The organism is Clostridium sp. 001 (genome assembly GCF_019056555.1).
Classification (GTDB): domain Bacteria; phylum Bacillota; class Clostridia; order Clostridiales; family Clostridiaceae; genus Clostridium_B; species Clostridium_B ragsdalei.
This window is the reverse complement of the sequence record NZ_CP020473.1, coordinates 754,958-770,013: the sequence shown is the minus strand read 5'-3', so window position 1 is coordinate 770,013 and position 15,056 is coordinate 754,958. Positions and strand designations below refer to the sequence as shown.

The 15,056-nt window shown below is 30.5% G+C and carries 14 protein-coding genes; 11 read left to right on the top strand and 3 right to left on the bottom strand.

The genetic code is table 11. The features are described 5' to 3' along the window. The first annotated feature begins 55 nt into the window (after positions 1-55). The gene (locus tag B5S50_RS03445) at positions 56-1,435 is read left to right on the top strand and encodes an ATP-binding protein (protein ID WP_217303110.1); all 1,380 of its coding nucleotides are present in this window, start codon (positions 56-58) and stop codon (positions 1,433-1,435) included. A 40-nt stretch (positions 1,436-1,475) separates the two neighbouring features. Here B5S50_RS03445 and B5S50_RS03440 read toward each other — a convergent pair whose 3' ends face one another. Next, a complete protein-coding gene (locus B5S50_RS03440) occupies positions 1,476-2,303 on the bottom strand; it encodes a methyl-accepting chemotaxis protein (RefSeq protein WP_013239317.1) in 828 nt (275 codons plus the stop codon). A 710-nt stretch (positions 2,304-3,013) separates the two neighbouring features. Between B5S50_RS03440 and B5S50_RS03435 the strand changes: the two genes are divergently transcribed. Then, positions 3,014-3,718 carry an ATP-binding protein gene (locus tag B5S50_RS03435; protein WP_217303109.1) on the top strand — a complete coding sequence of 235 codons (705 nt, stop codon included), beginning with the start codon at positions 3,014-3,016 and terminating at the stop codon, positions 3,716-3,718. Between the two features lie 98 nt (positions 3,719-3,816). On the opposite strand, the gene iadA is transcribed toward B5S50_RS03435, so the two are convergent. Together iadA and B5S50_RS03425 are read right to left on the bottom strand one after the other, a co-directional pair. Further along, positions 3,817-4,983, bottom strand: coding sequence for a beta-aspartyl-peptidase (gene iadA / locus B5S50_RS03430; protein ID WP_217303108.1), 1,167 nt, complete (start codon positions 4,981-4,983; stop codon positions 3,817-3,819). Between the two features lie 71 nt (positions 4,984-5,054). Beyond that, positions 5,055-6,044 carry a biotin--[acetyl-CoA-carboxylase] ligase gene (locus B5S50_RS03425; protein ID WP_217303107.1) on the bottom strand — a complete coding sequence of 330 codons (990 nt, stop codon included), beginning with the start codon at positions 6,042-6,044 and terminating at the stop codon, positions 5,055-5,057. A gap of 161 nt (positions 6,045-6,205) precedes the next feature. Between B5S50_RS03425 and B5S50_RS03420 the strand changes: the two genes are divergently transcribed. The 9 genes from B5S50_RS03420 (at position 6,206) to B5S50_RS03380 (ending at position 14,984) form a co-directional block, all read left to right on the top strand. Next, positions 6,206-6,427, top strand: coding sequence for a helix-turn-helix domain-containing protein (locus B5S50_RS03420; protein WP_013239313.1), 222 nt, complete (start codon positions 6,206-6,208; stop codon positions 6,425-6,427). A 261-nt stretch (positions 6,428-6,688) separates the two neighbouring features. Then, positions 6,689-7,600 carry a ribonuclease Z gene (locus tag B5S50_RS03415; protein ID WP_217303106.1) on the top strand — a complete coding sequence of 304 codons (912 nt, stop codon included), beginning with the start codon at positions 6,689-6,691 and terminating at the stop codon, positions 7,598-7,600. Positions 7,601-7,698: 98 nt separating this feature from the next. After that, positions 7,699-8,868: a PDDEXK nuclease domain-containing protein gene (locus B5S50_RS03410; protein WP_217303105.1), complete on the top strand. Its 1,170-nt coding sequence runs from the start codon at positions 7,699-7,701 to the stop codon at positions 8,866-8,868. A 150-nt stretch (positions 8,869-9,018) separates the two neighbouring features. Then, complete coding sequence (locus B5S50_RS03405; protein WP_217303104.1) at positions 9,019-10,467, top strand: MDR family MFS transporter; 1,449 nt, start codon at positions 9,019-9,021, stop codon at positions 10,465-10,467. Between the two features lie 100 nt (positions 10,468-10,567). Beyond that, positions 10,568-11,158, top strand: a complete 591-nt coding sequence (locus tag B5S50_RS03400; RefSeq protein WP_217303103.1) for a protein kinase — start codon at positions 10,568-10,570, stop codon at positions 11,156-11,158. Positions 11,159-11,232: 74 nt separating this feature from the next. After that, the gene (locus tag B5S50_RS03395; protein ID WP_217303102.1) at positions 11,233-12,066 is read left to right on the top strand and encodes a hypothetical protein; all 834 of its coding nucleotides are present in this window, start codon (positions 11,233-11,235) and stop codon (positions 12,064-12,066) included. Then, the gene (locus B5S50_RS03390) at positions 12,032-13,045 is read left to right on the top strand and encodes a spore photoproduct lyase family protein (RefSeq protein ID WP_217303101.1); all 1,014 of its coding nucleotides are present in this window, start codon (positions 12,032-12,034) and stop codon (positions 13,043-13,045) included. Before B5S50_RS03395 ends, B5S50_RS03390 begins: the two co-directional genes overlap by 35 nt. Before the next feature lie 32 nt (positions 13,046-13,077). Beyond that, on the top strand, positions 13,078-13,773 hold the full coding sequence (locus B5S50_RS03385) for an SDR family oxidoreductase (RefSeq protein ID WP_217303100.1): 696 nt from the start codon (positions 13,078-13,080) through the stop codon (positions 13,771-13,773). Between the two features lie 119 nt (positions 13,774-13,892). After that, positions 13,893-14,984, top strand: a complete 1,092-nt coding sequence (locus B5S50_RS03380) for a glycerol dehydrogenase (RefSeq protein ID WP_217303099.1) — start codon at positions 13,893-13,895, stop codon at positions 14,982-14,984. The last annotated feature ends 72 nt before the right edge of the window (positions 14,985-15,056 follow it).

Here is a 15,056-nt window from a genome sequence, read left to right as displayed (position 1 = left end):
CTTGTGTGTTAAAATGAAATATATACTAAAAAAGACACATAGGGGGGTGCTTTTTATGAAAAGCACAAATTCAAAAAATATTTTTGAAATAAGATATGTAAAACTAGCTTTTGATTCAGTATCTATTTATAGAAATTTACTTGAAGATGAAGTAATAAAAAATTTGAGAAATCTTATAAGCTATATTGATATGGAGAAAATCAATATAGGTTACACTGCAAACATGTACAATGATTTCTTTTTTAAATTAGTAAACAGTGGATATTGTTCTCTACAGGAATATATCATGGATAAAGTGATTTTCAATGAAAATCCATTTTCCATGAAAGCTGAAAACAAAGAATTAAAAAAGAAAAATGATGTAATTAAGGAAGCTGCTAAAAACGATTTAAGAAATCTTTGTTGTATTGCTAAATTAACTTCCACAGATGTAAAGAAAAGTGTGTTAAAGTATATTTCTGACAGTAAATTAAAACATGTAGTAGAGAGATTACCGGAGTGGAAAACAGAACTTGATTTTCAAGGAATAAATAGTCCAGGGTATGTAAGAGACATAAAACAAAAAATTTATAATAGCGGTAGCTGGGATGAATGTGTAGATGATATTCAAGATTTTCATAATCACTATGGTTGTGGAATTTTTGCTCGCTACAGGGCTTTTATATGGGAACATATTGAGGGCAAAGGCTGCTTTAAGGGAATTGAAAATCCAGATCCTATTGAGCTTTCAGATCTTATTGGATATGAGAGAGAGCACCAAATAGTAATAGAAAATACACTGCAGTTTTTAAATGGATTTTTTGCAAACAATGTACTTCTTCATGGAGATAGGGGTACAGGTAAATCATCCACGGTAAAAGCCATACTCAATAAATATTATACTCAAGGACTTCGTATGATTGAACTTCCAAAATCTTATCTTGTTGATTTTCCCAATATAATAAGAAAATTAAAAAACAGGCCTGAAAAATTTATTATATTTATAGATGACCTTGTATTTGGGGATGATGAAGAAAGTTATACTGCACTTAAGTCTATACTTGAAGGAGGACTTGAAAATAAATCCTCTAATATTATAATATATGCTACATCAAATAGGAGACATCTTGTAAAAGAATATTTTAATGAGAGAATGATGTCTTCCTATTCCGGATCAGAAGGGGAAGTACATGAAGGAGATAGTGTGCAAGAAAAACTTTCACTGGCAGATAGATTTGGAATAAATGTAGTATTTGTATCTCCAGATAAAAATAAGTATTTGCAGATTGTAGATGGAATAGCTGAAAGAAGAAAATTAAATATAGACAAAGATACTTTACATAGAGAGGCTCTTAAGTGGGAACTTTGGTATAATGGACGTTCTGCAAGAACTGCAAGACAATTTGTAGATTGGATAGAAGGGCATAACATTATAGAGAAAAATAATATTAATTAAAAGAAAAACTCAGGAAATCAAATTCCTGAGTTTTATTTATTTATTCAGATAAATCTCTAAGCTTGTCTACCAATTCGGATAAGTTATTTATGGAAGAATCTATTTCGTGAATTTTGGAGAATTGGTTATTGAAAGTATCTTTTGTTGATGCAAGGCCTTCAGATATTTTGGCTACAGATTTTTCTATTTCAGTTAATGTAGAATTTATTTCGTTTATAGACTTACTGCTGGAATTAGATAACTTTCTTATCTGGTTTGCTACTACTGTAAATCCTTTTCCCCGATCTCCAGCTCTTGCTGCTTCAATAGATGCATTTAATCCCAGTAGATTAGTTTCAGATGCTATATTTCTTATAAAATTTAAAACTTCATCTGTATTTTTAGTTTTATCAGAGGCATCGTTTACTTCTGATAATAAAACCTCGTTATGTTTTGTCATTTCATCTATGTCAGAAGACAGTACACTTGAGGTTTCTGAAAGAGTTTCTATTGCACTTGACAGTACTTTAGACATCTCAACAAATTTATTGTGTCTTTCCAAACTTTTTACGAGTACTATGCTTCCTATGATTTCATTACCTTCCTTTACAGGTAGTCCTATAGCTTTTATTTCTACACCAAAAGTTTCTTTAGGAACTATAGTAGAAATAGGTTTTCTTGCTTTTATACATTCATAAGCTGCGCCAGTAGGTCTTAAAGGATCACCTGGTTTTGCATTCATATTAATGTTTTTGCTATTTACTACTCTTAAAAAATGAGTTGTAGTTGACATGGTAAAGGCTATTTCATCATCAAAAAAGTAATGCATATAAGGGATTAAGGTATCAAAAGCTTGTTGCAACTTATTATTAATTTCTAATTCGTCCATAAGTATTATGTACCTCCAAATTTTTATGGTATAGTTAAACATTTTCACATATAACTATATCATATATTTTAAATAAGACAAATTTCTAATTGTCGCTAACAAAAATTAAAAGTAACATTTATTAATTTGATTAATATTATAGAAGTATAGAACAGATGATGAAAAGTGAGAATCAATAAATATTTATAAAAATATTAAAAGAAGACAAGGAGGGAAACTTTATGTCATGTAGATGTGGGGGTTACGGAAAAGAGGTAGTAATAATTATAATAATATTATTACTATGCTGCGGTTGTGGTTGTGGACGTTGCTAGTTACTAATACTAAAAAAGCAAATTTCTTAACTTAGCAGTAACCTTTATAAACTTAATTAATATAATAAAGTGTAGAGCAAATGATGAGAAATTAGATAGCTTAGAATTATTTTAGGAAGATAAGGAGGGTTCTTTATGTCATGTAGACACGATGGTAGAGGAAGAGAAGTAGTAATAATAATAATACTGTTATTGTTATGTTGCGGATGTGGATGCAGAAGATAATTGTACAATAAGTAGTAGGGAAGGAAACGAAATTTTCGTTTCCTTTTCTTCATTTAAAAGAAAAGTTATTATTATATGTTATTTACTCTTTAGACTTAGTAACATATGTTACAGATTTTGTGACTGCATTTTATTATAATATAGACAGTAAAGTAAGGAGGAGAAAATACTATGATAAGAAAAATTGTTAATATAAATAAAGAGAAATGCAATGGATGTGGACTTTGCGTAAATGCATGTCATGAAGGTGCTATTGAACTTGTAAAGGGAAAAGCTGAACTTATAAGTGATGAGTACTGTGACGGACTTGGTGACTGTCTTCCTGAATGTCCTACAGGAGCTATAAGCATAATTGAAAGAGAAAGTAAGGATTATGACGAGGAACTAGTTGCTAAAAAGGCTAAAGAAAAGGAAAAGAAAGAAGTTATGCCCTGTGGATGTCCAGGTACAGCAGCTAGAAAGATAGAGAGAGCTTCAGATAAAAATGTGCATATAGATAAAAAGAATTCAGAAGATTTTAGTGCTGCTTCTGAGTTAACACAGTGGCCTGTTCAATTAAGGCTTATAAATACCAATGCACCTTATCTTAAGAATGCAAAGTTACTTGTAGCGGCTGATTGTACTGCATATGCCTGTGGAGATTTTCATAAAAAATTTATAAAGGATCACATTACAGCAATAGGGTGTCCTAAGTTAGACGACATTAAATATTATGAAGATAAATTAACTGAAATTATAGAGAAAAATGATTTGAAAAGTATAACTGTAGTGAGAATGGAAGTACCATGCTGCTCAGGCATTGTAAATGCAGTGAAAAATGCAATGCTTAGGGCAAAGACAATAATTCCTTATGAAGAAGTTATAATATCAATTTAGACAATTCACAATTAATGAGGATTTTCAGCGAAAGTTGAAAATCCTTTAAATTTATTTTGACTTCAGGCAAAATTTTATTAATTGTAAATTGTTAACTGTCAACTGTTTTCAAAGGTTCCATATACTACTGGTTTGTAATTTTGAACCATAATTCTACCTTTACTTATGAGAGTATGTATGTTTAGTTTTTTATCCAATAAAATTAGATCAGCATCATAACCTTCAAGGAGAGAGCCCTTATGTTCAAATTTTAGAAATTTTGCAGGGGATGAAGTGAAAGGAATGATGGATTCTTCCATAGATAGCCCCATTTTTATACACTCTCTTATTGATTCCATATCTGTAGATGGAAGTCCTACAGTTAATTTTGTTAGATTGCCTTTATCATCAAATATAGGCATGCTTCCTCCTGCATCAGAGCTCATAGTTACGTGATAAGGAGATATATTTTCCTTTAGAATTTTACTGTAGAGTTCAGGGGCACTTTGAGCAGTATCCCCTTCATTTTTAATTCCAGTAGTTATATCTATAAATCCACCTATTTTTAAATATTCTAAGGCTTGCTTGGATACTAAACTGTTTCTATTTAAATGTGTAGGCAGCAAGTTTTCAAAAGGTATGTCTGATTTATCTATTAAATCAAATAGAGGAGTCATACCTTTTTTACCATCTCCTAGATGCATGTGAAGTACACCACATTTGCCTGAAATGATTCCACCTATTCTTGTTTCGCAAGCTAAATGTATTAAGTCTTCTTCAGAAGGATGACTGTCCCTGTGATCGGATACAGCTATTTCACCAGCTCCTATTATTTTATCTACAAGTACAATATCGCCCCTCACACTGTCTGTAAGAGTCCTTGTAGGTACGGAGTAGCATCCTGTCCAGCAGTATGTTGTTATACCTTCTTTTTCAAGAGCCCGGGCTTTAGCTATAAGTCCACCCATATTTCTTGTAATTCCATCTGTTCCCAAAAGTCCTACACAGGTAGTGATACCATTCAAAGTAAGATTTGTAAGGTTTAGTTCAGGAGTTCTGTTATTAAAGCCTCCTTCACCTCCGGCCCCATTTATATGTATGTGGAGATCAATCAAACCAGGAATTGCAATTAAATCATCGCCATCTATTATTTCAACTGTAGGGAAATTACTAGATGGAAAGTCTATCTTTTTAGATATGTAAGCTATTTTATCAAAACAGGTTAATATACTTTTTTTACCCATGGATTTAGGATTAAATAATTCTACATTTTTTATTAAAATCATTTTTTAGCACATCCTTAAATATATTTTGCCGCTATTTTTATTATGATTTAAATATAAAAATTTTAACCATTTTAAATATATTTATCTAAACCTCTTATAGAAATTTCTCCAGATATTAATTTTTCAAAAGAACCATTTTCATATTGTACGATTAATCTACCATCCTCAGCTAGATCTACTGCTTTTGCCTGTCTTTCATTTTTATTTTGAATTATACGTATATTTTTACCTATAGCAGCAGAACTATTTTTGCATACTTCTATAGAGGATTTAATAGTTCCTTTTTGGATGAATTCTTCATATAGAGGTTCAAATTTATTTAATATAGTGCTTAAGATAACTTTTCTATCCATAGTGGATGCTGTTTCTATTTTAAGAGAAGTGGCTTTATTTAAAATATCTTCTTGGAAATCTCCTTTGCTTAAGTTTACATTTATGCCTATTCCAGGAATCACATAATTTACTTTATTTAACTCACCGCTCATTTCTGTCAAAATACCGCAAACCTTTTTACCATCTATTACTATATCATTTGGCCATTTTACTTTAGCCTCTATTTTTAATTCTTTTAATCCCTCTATTATGGCAGCAGCAATTATTTGTGTTATCTTTGGAACTTCCATAGGATTTACATTCGGCCTCAATATTATAGAAAAATATATGCTTTTATATTTAGGAGATGCCCATGTTCTTCCGATCCTGCCGCGTCCTGCAGTTTGTTCCTCGGCTATAATTATAGTTCCATTTTCTTCTCCCTGTTCAGCTAATTTTTTTGCTGTGGTGTTTGTAGATCCTATACTTTCATAATGAATAATTTTTTTGCCTATATATTTTGTATTCAAATAGCCTTTAATTTCTTCAGAAGTAAGTATATCAGGGGAACTTATAAGTTTATATCCTTTTTTAGAGGAAGATTCTATAGTATAGCCTTCTTCCTTTAATATTTTTATATATTTCCATATAGCAGTACGGCTTACACCTAATTTCTCGCTTATAAGTTGACCGGAAACAAAGTCATTTCTATTTTCTTTTAGTAAGTAAAGAACTTCATAATGTTTCATGTAAAAACCACCTTATTATAATACTTAATGGTATTATAACACAGTTGTACTATTAAATATTTGTTAGGTTTATATTAAAAAAATAAAATTTATCTGTAAATTCCTGCTTAAAAGTAATATAATCAATTTAAAGAAGTTAATATTAAATAGGGGGTTTTCTTATGTTAAACGGAAAAAAAATTCGTGATATAAGAGTAAGTTTGGGATATACTACTTTGGATATTCAAAATCTTGCTAAAGATACCAGATTTCAAACTTCAATTTCAAAATCTTATTTGGAAGAATTGGAGAGAGGAGATAAGAAAAATCCAAGCCTTGAAAAAGTTGCAGTGATTGCAAAGATACTTGGCTGTAAAATTGATGATTTAATATTAAGTGCATGATTGCCGTAAAAACTTCTTAAATAAAAGTTATAATAGATGAATTATTTTAAAACACTTATATAATTAAGGATTTATCACTGAAGGTGAAGATGATCTCAGGATAAATCCTATTTTTTTATTTTAATCTCTCAAGTGATAAACAGAGTTCTTGGCATAAGATGGAGTACTAGAGCAGGTAGTCATCGGATAAAAAAATTAAATTAAGTTCTAGCTTAAAAATAGACATTAGGCATATACTAATTAGAAGAGAAGGTTGAAATTATGTTGGATTTATGCTTATTAGGATGTGGGGGAAGTATGCCTGTGCCAGATAGGTACCTTACATCTATGATAGCATCTTATAATGGAAAAAAACTACTTATAGATTGTGGTGAGGGAACTCAAGTTAGCTTAAAAATACTTGGATGTAAAATAAAAAATATAGATGTAATTTTATTTACACACTTTCATGCAGACCACATAGCAGGTCTGCCAGGATTGCTTCTTACCATAGCTAATTCTGGCAGAAATATGCCTATCACGATAATTGGACCTATAGGATTAAGAAAAGTAATAGAGGGACTTATGGTAATAGCACCTGTGCTCCCCTATAGCATAAACTTACTTGAACTTTGTGGTAAAGAAAGTTACTTTGAAAAAATAGGAGATTTTAATATAGATGTATTACCTGTAGACCACGGAATGCCATGTTTTGCATATTCCATAGGTGTAGATAGAAATAGAAAATTTGATAGAGACAAAGCTTTAAAAAATCAAGTGCCATTAATCCTCTGGAACAGACTTCAAAAGGGAGAAAAGATAGAATATGGAGAAAAAATATATACTCCTGAAATGGTACTTGGAGATAAAAGAAGTGGATTAAAAGTGTCTTATTGTACCGATTCAAGACCAACCCATGAATTAGCTCAATTTGTAGAAAAATCTGATGTATTTATATGTGAGGGGATGTATGGAGAAGATGAAAATATTTCAAAGGCCATTCAGTATAAACATATGTTATTTTCAGAAGCAGCTGCTCTTGCCAAAAGGGCGGAAGTGGGAGAATTGTGGCTTACTCATTTTAGTCCTTCTATGCCTAAACCAGAATTGTATCTGCAAAATGCCAAAAGTATATTTGAAAAAACAGTGCTTGGAAAAGATAGATATGTAAAAAGTATAAGTTTTAAAGATTAGAAATTACAAATAAATGACTATGACCTGGGTAGTAATATTATATGTTTTACCCTATAATAAAATTATGGGAAAAATTTTATTGTGAGGTGATTTTTTAAATGATAGAACATCATAATGATATGGATACATTTTTTAAGAACTTAGAGGAAGATATAATTCTTTTTAAAAATAAAGCACTGGTAAATATAAATGAGTATATGTTTATGCTCTACTGGAAGATAGGAAATTTAATTTTAATGAGAGAAAAAGAAGGCTGCGAATCAGAATTTATAAGTGAAACAGTAGAATATCTTAAAGGTAAGTTCCCTGGTAATCTATGCTTTACAGAAAAGAATTTAGAAAATATGGCTAGATTTGCTGAAGAATATAATTCTCAGGATTATGTAAGTCAATTGTCATCTAAAATAAGCTGGTCGTGTAACTTAATTCTCATGAATAAGATAAGAAATGTTGATAAAAGAAAAGAATACATAGATAAGATGTGGGAAAAGGATTGGTCCGTTGAAGATTTAATAGGGGAGATAGATAAAGAGTGTGGAATTGAGGAATTAGACTATGCAGAACTTTTTAATGCAGAATCCCCTGAAAAAGAAAATATTGAAAGTAAAAGCATTATTACTTCTGAGGAAAAAGACTCTGAAGAAGAAAAGAATGAAGAAAAAACAAAAATAAAATCTGAAGACAATTTTTGTTTTATAAAGGATGCTATTTCAAAAGAACAGGGAGAAGATCTATCTGAAGGTGATATTAAAAAATTTTCTCCTATACTAAAAGATGAGTATCTCATGGATTTTATGGACATTTCAGATGAAATTAAAGAAAAGGCTTTTCAACAGCATTTTATAAAGAGTGTAGTAGAATTTTTCCTGGAATTGAATTCTGGATTTGCCCTAGTAGGAAAAAAACATCATATGGAACTTTCAGGTGGAGATTATTATGAGGATTTACTTTTTTACAATTTGAAATTAAAATGTTATATAGCTGTTGAACTAAAAATAGGGAAATTTAAACCAGAATATCTTGGAATTTTAACTTTCCATCTTTCTGCCATGGATGATTCAGTAAGAGATGAAGGGGACAACTCATCTATAGGTATAGTTTTATGTAAGGATGGAGAAAAGCTAATTGTACAGTATGCCTTTAAGGATGTAGATGATCCTAAAAATGCAGAATATATGTTAAGTGAAAATATACCAGAGCAATTTGAAGGAATATTACCTACTATAAAGGAAATAGGACGTGGAATTAAGATAAAATTAAAAGATTGAAAAAAGGATATTGAATGAAACTTCAGGACTATAAGGCATTTGAAAGAAAATAGGATAGCATACTGACAAGTTATTCCTTTGAAAATGCCATATAAACCTGAGGTTTTTTTAAGGACAAATTTCGGTACTTATTAAAGGATGTGATTTAATATGGAGTCAAAAAACAGAAATATAATAATTGCAATAATGCTAGCTACATTTCTTGGAGCTGTAGAAGGAACTGTTGTGACTACAGCTATTCCTACTATTGTGAAAAGCTTAAATGGGTTTGAATTAATGAGCTGGATATTTTCTATGTACTTACTTACTTCTACTATAACTACGCCTATATATGGTAAATTATCAGATTTATATGGAAGAAAAAATACCTTAATTGTAGGAATATCAATATTTCTATTAGGAAGTTTTTTATGTGGAATATCTATGAATATGTATTCACTTATAGCTTTTCGTGCTATTCAGGGAATAGGTGCGGGTTCAATATTTACAGTAACATATACTATAGTTGGAGACTTATTTGCTGCTTCTGAAAGGGCAAAGATTCAAGGATGGGTAGGTACAGTGTGGGGAATTGCCAGTCTACTTGGCCCTTTTTTAGGAGGATTTCTAATAGATACACTCTCCTGGCACTGGATATTTTTTATAAATATACCTTTTGGAATAATTTCTATAGTGCTTCTTAAAAATAATTTAAAGGAGAATTTTAAGAAGAGGAAAGTAAGAATAGATTATATGGGAACACTGGTTTTAACTACTTCCATAGTACTTATTTTGTATGGATTTTTAAGTGTCGGGAAAAAAAGTTCGCCTGACATGGTTCTTCCAGTTATATGTATAGGTGTAGCTTTAGCACTTATGTTTGTATTTTATTTTGTGGAAAAAAAGTCAGAGGAGCCTATCATGCCTTTTGAAATATTTACAAGAGTCAACATAGTTGTCAGTATAATAGGCTTTTTAGTATCAGCTTCACTAATTGCAATTGATGTATATATGCCAATTTATATTCAAAATGTACTTGGATTTGGAGCAACTATTTCAGGCATTTGTATTGCTCCTATGTCATTTACCTGGCTTATATCTTCTATAGTTCTTTCAAAATGGCTGACTATATATAAGGAAAAAAGTATAATTTTAATATGTTCCATTATATTGTTGCTTTCTAGTTTCATTTTATTGACTTTTAGTGTAGGTTCATCATTACCTTGGATTATATTGTGTGTCTCTATAATGGGTTTTGGTTTTGGAGGTACTTTTACAATTGTCACTATAGTGGTGCAGGATTCTGTAGATTATGCTATGAGAGGAGCAGCTACGGCATCAAATATTCTTCTTCGAAATTTAGGACAAACCATAGGTGTGAGCATATTCGGTACTATATTTAATTTAAGTATAATAAAGTATTTCCAGAACATAGGAATAAAAGACATAAATCCAAGTAATCTTTATTCTTCATCTATTTTAAATAGTGGTGTTTCACTTCAATTGATAAAGGAATCTTTGATTTCAGGTTTACATCTTTTATTTATATGCGTTATTGGAATAAATTTAATTTCTTTCTTCTTTGGGATGCTTTTCCCAAAGAAATTCAAAATAAAGTAAAAAAATTTTTATATTACCATGAGATACTTGATTTTAAGTACTCATGTTACAAAATATAGTTTCATACAATATACTAAGAATAATATAGAAAGGTATATTTATGAAGAAAAGGGATGGATATTATATTCAATTAGATAGCGCAGCTGAAAACATGCTTAGGAGGGCAAATTTTTTAGGATGTGGGCATAATGGAATTGTTTATTTATTAGAAGATAATAATAAAGTGATTAAAATATTTAAAAGCAAATATGTTTGCAGAAGTGAATATAACATATTACAAAAAACTAGTAAGAGCAAGTATTTTCCTAAAATATATTCTCATGGGCTTTATTATATTGTGAGAAGTTATGCAGAAGGGGAGAGACTTGATTACTACATTAAACAAAATGGGTTAAATGAAAAAGTTGCAAAGAACATTATTAATCTCATTAAAGAGTTTCAGAAACTCAAGTTTACTAAACTGGATATAAGGTGTAAGGACTTATATTTATGTAAAGATTCTTCCATAAAAGTAATAGATCCTAAAAATAATTATTCCAAATGCTGCGATTATCCAAGACATTTAATGAAAGGATTAGATAAATTGGGAGTACTAGATGAATTTTTAGAATTTGTAAAAGAAGACTATGGCGAAGTTTATGAAGATTGGAACTATAAAATAAAAAGGTACTTATGCAGGGGAATAAAGTAATAGATATTTAATATACTTCAGTGTATATTTAAAGTATAATTATTTATAAATACAGTGGCAACAGGGAGGCAAATATGGTTTTTATAGTAACAGCATTACATTGTGAGGCAAAGCCATTTATAGAAAGGTTTGATTTAAAAAGGGATAATTCCGTAAATAAATTTCAAGTTTTTAAAAATGAAGAAATTGTACTTATAGTAAGTAAAACTGGAGCAATAAATATGGCTTCTGCTTGTGCATATATTATAGCTAAATTTGAAGCTGATCAATACGATACCTTTATAAATATAGGCGTTTGTGGAAGTAAAGATAGAACTTTTCAAATTGGAACGTCAGTACTTTGTAATAAAATAATTGATAACATTACGGATAAGGATTTTTATCCAGATATGATATTTAAACATCCTTTTAAAGAAGCATGTTTGGAGAGTTTTGCAAAAATAGTGGATCAAAAAGACCTAGAAAAAATAAGAGGGGATATTGTAGACATGGAAGGAGCTGCTTTTTTTCAAGCGGTATCTATATTTATGCCGCCCCATAGAATTTATTCTTTGAAGATAGTATCTGACTATTTGGATGGAACAAATGTAACTGGGGAAAAAGTTACTGAATTAATTTGTGAAAAGTCAGATGAAATATGTAATTGGATACAGGATATCGAACATGAATGTGCAAAACCTAAAGATATATTGGATGAAAAGGATATGAACTATATAAATGAAATAGTATGCAATTTTAATTTATCTGTTTCTATGCAGCATCAGCTAAAGAAGTTAGCTAAAGGCTATAAGGTTAGAAATGATAACTTAATCTTAGCTCTTGATCCCTTTACCCAGATTTACTGTAAGACTAAATATGAGAGGAAGATGTATTTTGAAAAACTTGTACAACAGCTTGAACTTATGTAGCTTTTCTCATATTTATGTGGAAAAAGGGGTTACTGAAAATGAAAATACAAAGAGGGTACTGTCTAAGTTTAAAAAATCCAATATTATAAAAATAAATCATTATAAAGATGTATTTTGCAGACACAATCAAGATTTTCTAGTGCAAAAAAAGTCTCCTAAACTAATACTTGCACGCAATGATGGAAACTTAATTTATGAAGGTGCAAGGGTATGTGATAATTTTGGAAATGAATATTTTTATTATACTTCATCTATTATGAATTGCTTGTATAATTGCGAGTATTGTTATTTGCAGGGAGTTTATTCTTCGGCAAATATAGTTCTATTTGTGAATTTGGAAGATATTTTCAAACAGGTGGAGTGTATTCTAAAAAAGCACTCCGTTTATTTATGTATATCTTATGACACGGATCTTATGGCCTTTGAAAATATAACAGGTTTTATTAGAAAATGGATACAGTTTGCAGAAAAGCATAATAATTTAAAAATAGAGGTAAGAACTAAAAGTTCCAATTTTAAAAGTATAGAAGATTTGGTGCCGCAGGATAATGTAATACTTGCATGGACTCTTTCACCAGAAGAAATTTGCAGGAAATATGAAATGGGTGCTCCAAGTTTTAAGCTCAGGTTGGATAGTATTAAAAGTGCTGTAGATAGGGGCTGGAAGGTGAGAGTTTGTTTTGATCCGCTGTTATATGTACATAATTGGGAAAAATATTATAAAAATTGTGTAGAAGATACATTCAGGGTTATTCCGGAAGAAAATATACAGGATGTGAGTATTGGTGTATTTAGAATTGGTAAGGATTATTTAAAAAACATGGAGAAAATGAATCCACAATCGCTATTATTGGCTTATCCATTTAAAACTGAAGATGGAACCTGCAGTTATTCAGAAGAGCACCATAAGCTTTTGGTGAATTTTGTATATGATCTGGTTTGCAAATATGTTAAAAAATCTAAAGTGTTTGTACAATAAAAATAATACAAAATTATAGAGAAGGTGTAAGGGTGAAAACTGCAATTGTAACGGGAGCTTCTTCAGGTATAGGATTTGAAATAGCTCAGAAACTATTGAATATGGGTTACAAGGTTTACGGATTTGGCAGAGATTTTTCCAGGGTAGAATTTGATAATCCCAATTTTATAAGAGAAATTTGTGATATAACAAATACAAATAAATTCTTCCAGAGAATAGATGAAATAAAGGCCAAAGATGAAATATTTTTACTTGTGAATAATGGTGGAGTTGGATACTTTGGCCCCCATGAAGAATTAAATCCTAGAAAAATACACGAAATGATAACAGTGAATTTGGAAGTACCTATGGTACTCAGTAGTATACTGATGAGGCAGCTTAAGAAAAATAAGGGAATTATAATAAATATATCATCAGTTACAGCAAAGGAAATAAGTACTTATGGCTGTGCTTATTCTGCTACAAAAGCAGGGTTAACTCATTTTTCTGAAAGCCTTTTTAGTGAAGTGAGAAAAACAGGTGTAAAAATAATAACAATACATCCAGATATGACGAAATCAAATTTCTATAGAAATGCAAATTTCAGTGAAGATGATAGCAGTGAAGACTTTTATATAAATTGTAAAGACATAGCAGATGTGGTGGAATGGGTACTTAGGGAACCTTCTAACTTGGTAGTAACAGAACTTACTTTAAAACCTCAAAAGCATAGAATAAAGAGAAAATAGTAAAATATCCACAAATATATTATATTTGTGGATATTTTTAACTTTTATAACAGAAGGTTTAATGTTATAATACAGATGTATTTTGTTAAAAAAATAACTAAGATTAGGAGTGGTTAAAGATGTCAAGAATTATTATTTCTACGGGAAAATATGTACAGGGAAACGGCGAACTTAAAAATATATCTAACTACGTTGAAAATCTTGGAGATAGTTTTTTTATCATAGCTAGTGAAAATGGAATTAAGAGAACAAGAGGTGCAATAGAAGAAAGTTTTAAAGGAAAAGATTCTTCATTGTCATTTGAAGCTTTTAATGGAGAATGTTCCAAAAATGAAATAGATAGATTGTGTAAAAAGCTAAAACAAAATGAAAATAATGTTGTAATTGGTATAGGAGGAGGGAAGATATTTGATACAGCAAAAGCTGTAGCATATTATGCCAAAGTCCCAGTTGTAATAGTTCCAACTATAGCAGCAACAGATGCTCCATGTAGTGCACTCTCTGTAATATATACAGATGAAGGTGTATTTAGTGAATATCTGGCACTTCCTAAAAATCCAGATCTTGTACTTGTAGATTCATCTATAGTTGCAAAAGCACCTGTAAGGCTTTTAGTTTCAGGTATGGGAGATGCATTAGCTACTTATTTTGAAGCAAGAGCTTGTGTAAGATCAGGGGCTGTTACTATGTCAGGTGGAAAGGCTACAAAAGCTGCTTTTGCACTTTCAAAGTTATGCTATGATACGATTTTAGAAGATGGTCTCAAAGCTAAAATGGCGGTTATAAATAAAGTCCCAACTAAAGCTGTAGAAAATATAATTGAGGCAAATACTTATTTAAGCGGAGTTGGATTTGAAAGCAGCGGACTTGCAGCTGCCCATGCTATTCATAATGGATTTACAGCACTTGAGGAATGTCATGGATTGTATCATGGAGAAAAAGTTGCTTTTGGAGCTTTAGTTCAATTGGTTCTTGAAAACAGTCCTATGGAAGAAATAGAAGAGGTCATAGATTTTTGCTTGCAGGTTGGTCTTCCAATTACATTAAATGATTTGGGTATTAAGAAGGTAAATAATGAAGATATAATGAAGGTAGCTGAAATTTCCTGTGCTGAAAATGACACTATGCATAATATGCCATTTGAAGTTACAAAGGAAGACGTATATTCTGCTATACTTGCTGCAGATGAATTAGGAAAGCAATATAAATAAGGCATCTAAGTTAAAAATGATATGATACCTCTTAAGTAGACAAAGGAAATAACTAAAATCTACTTGGGAGGT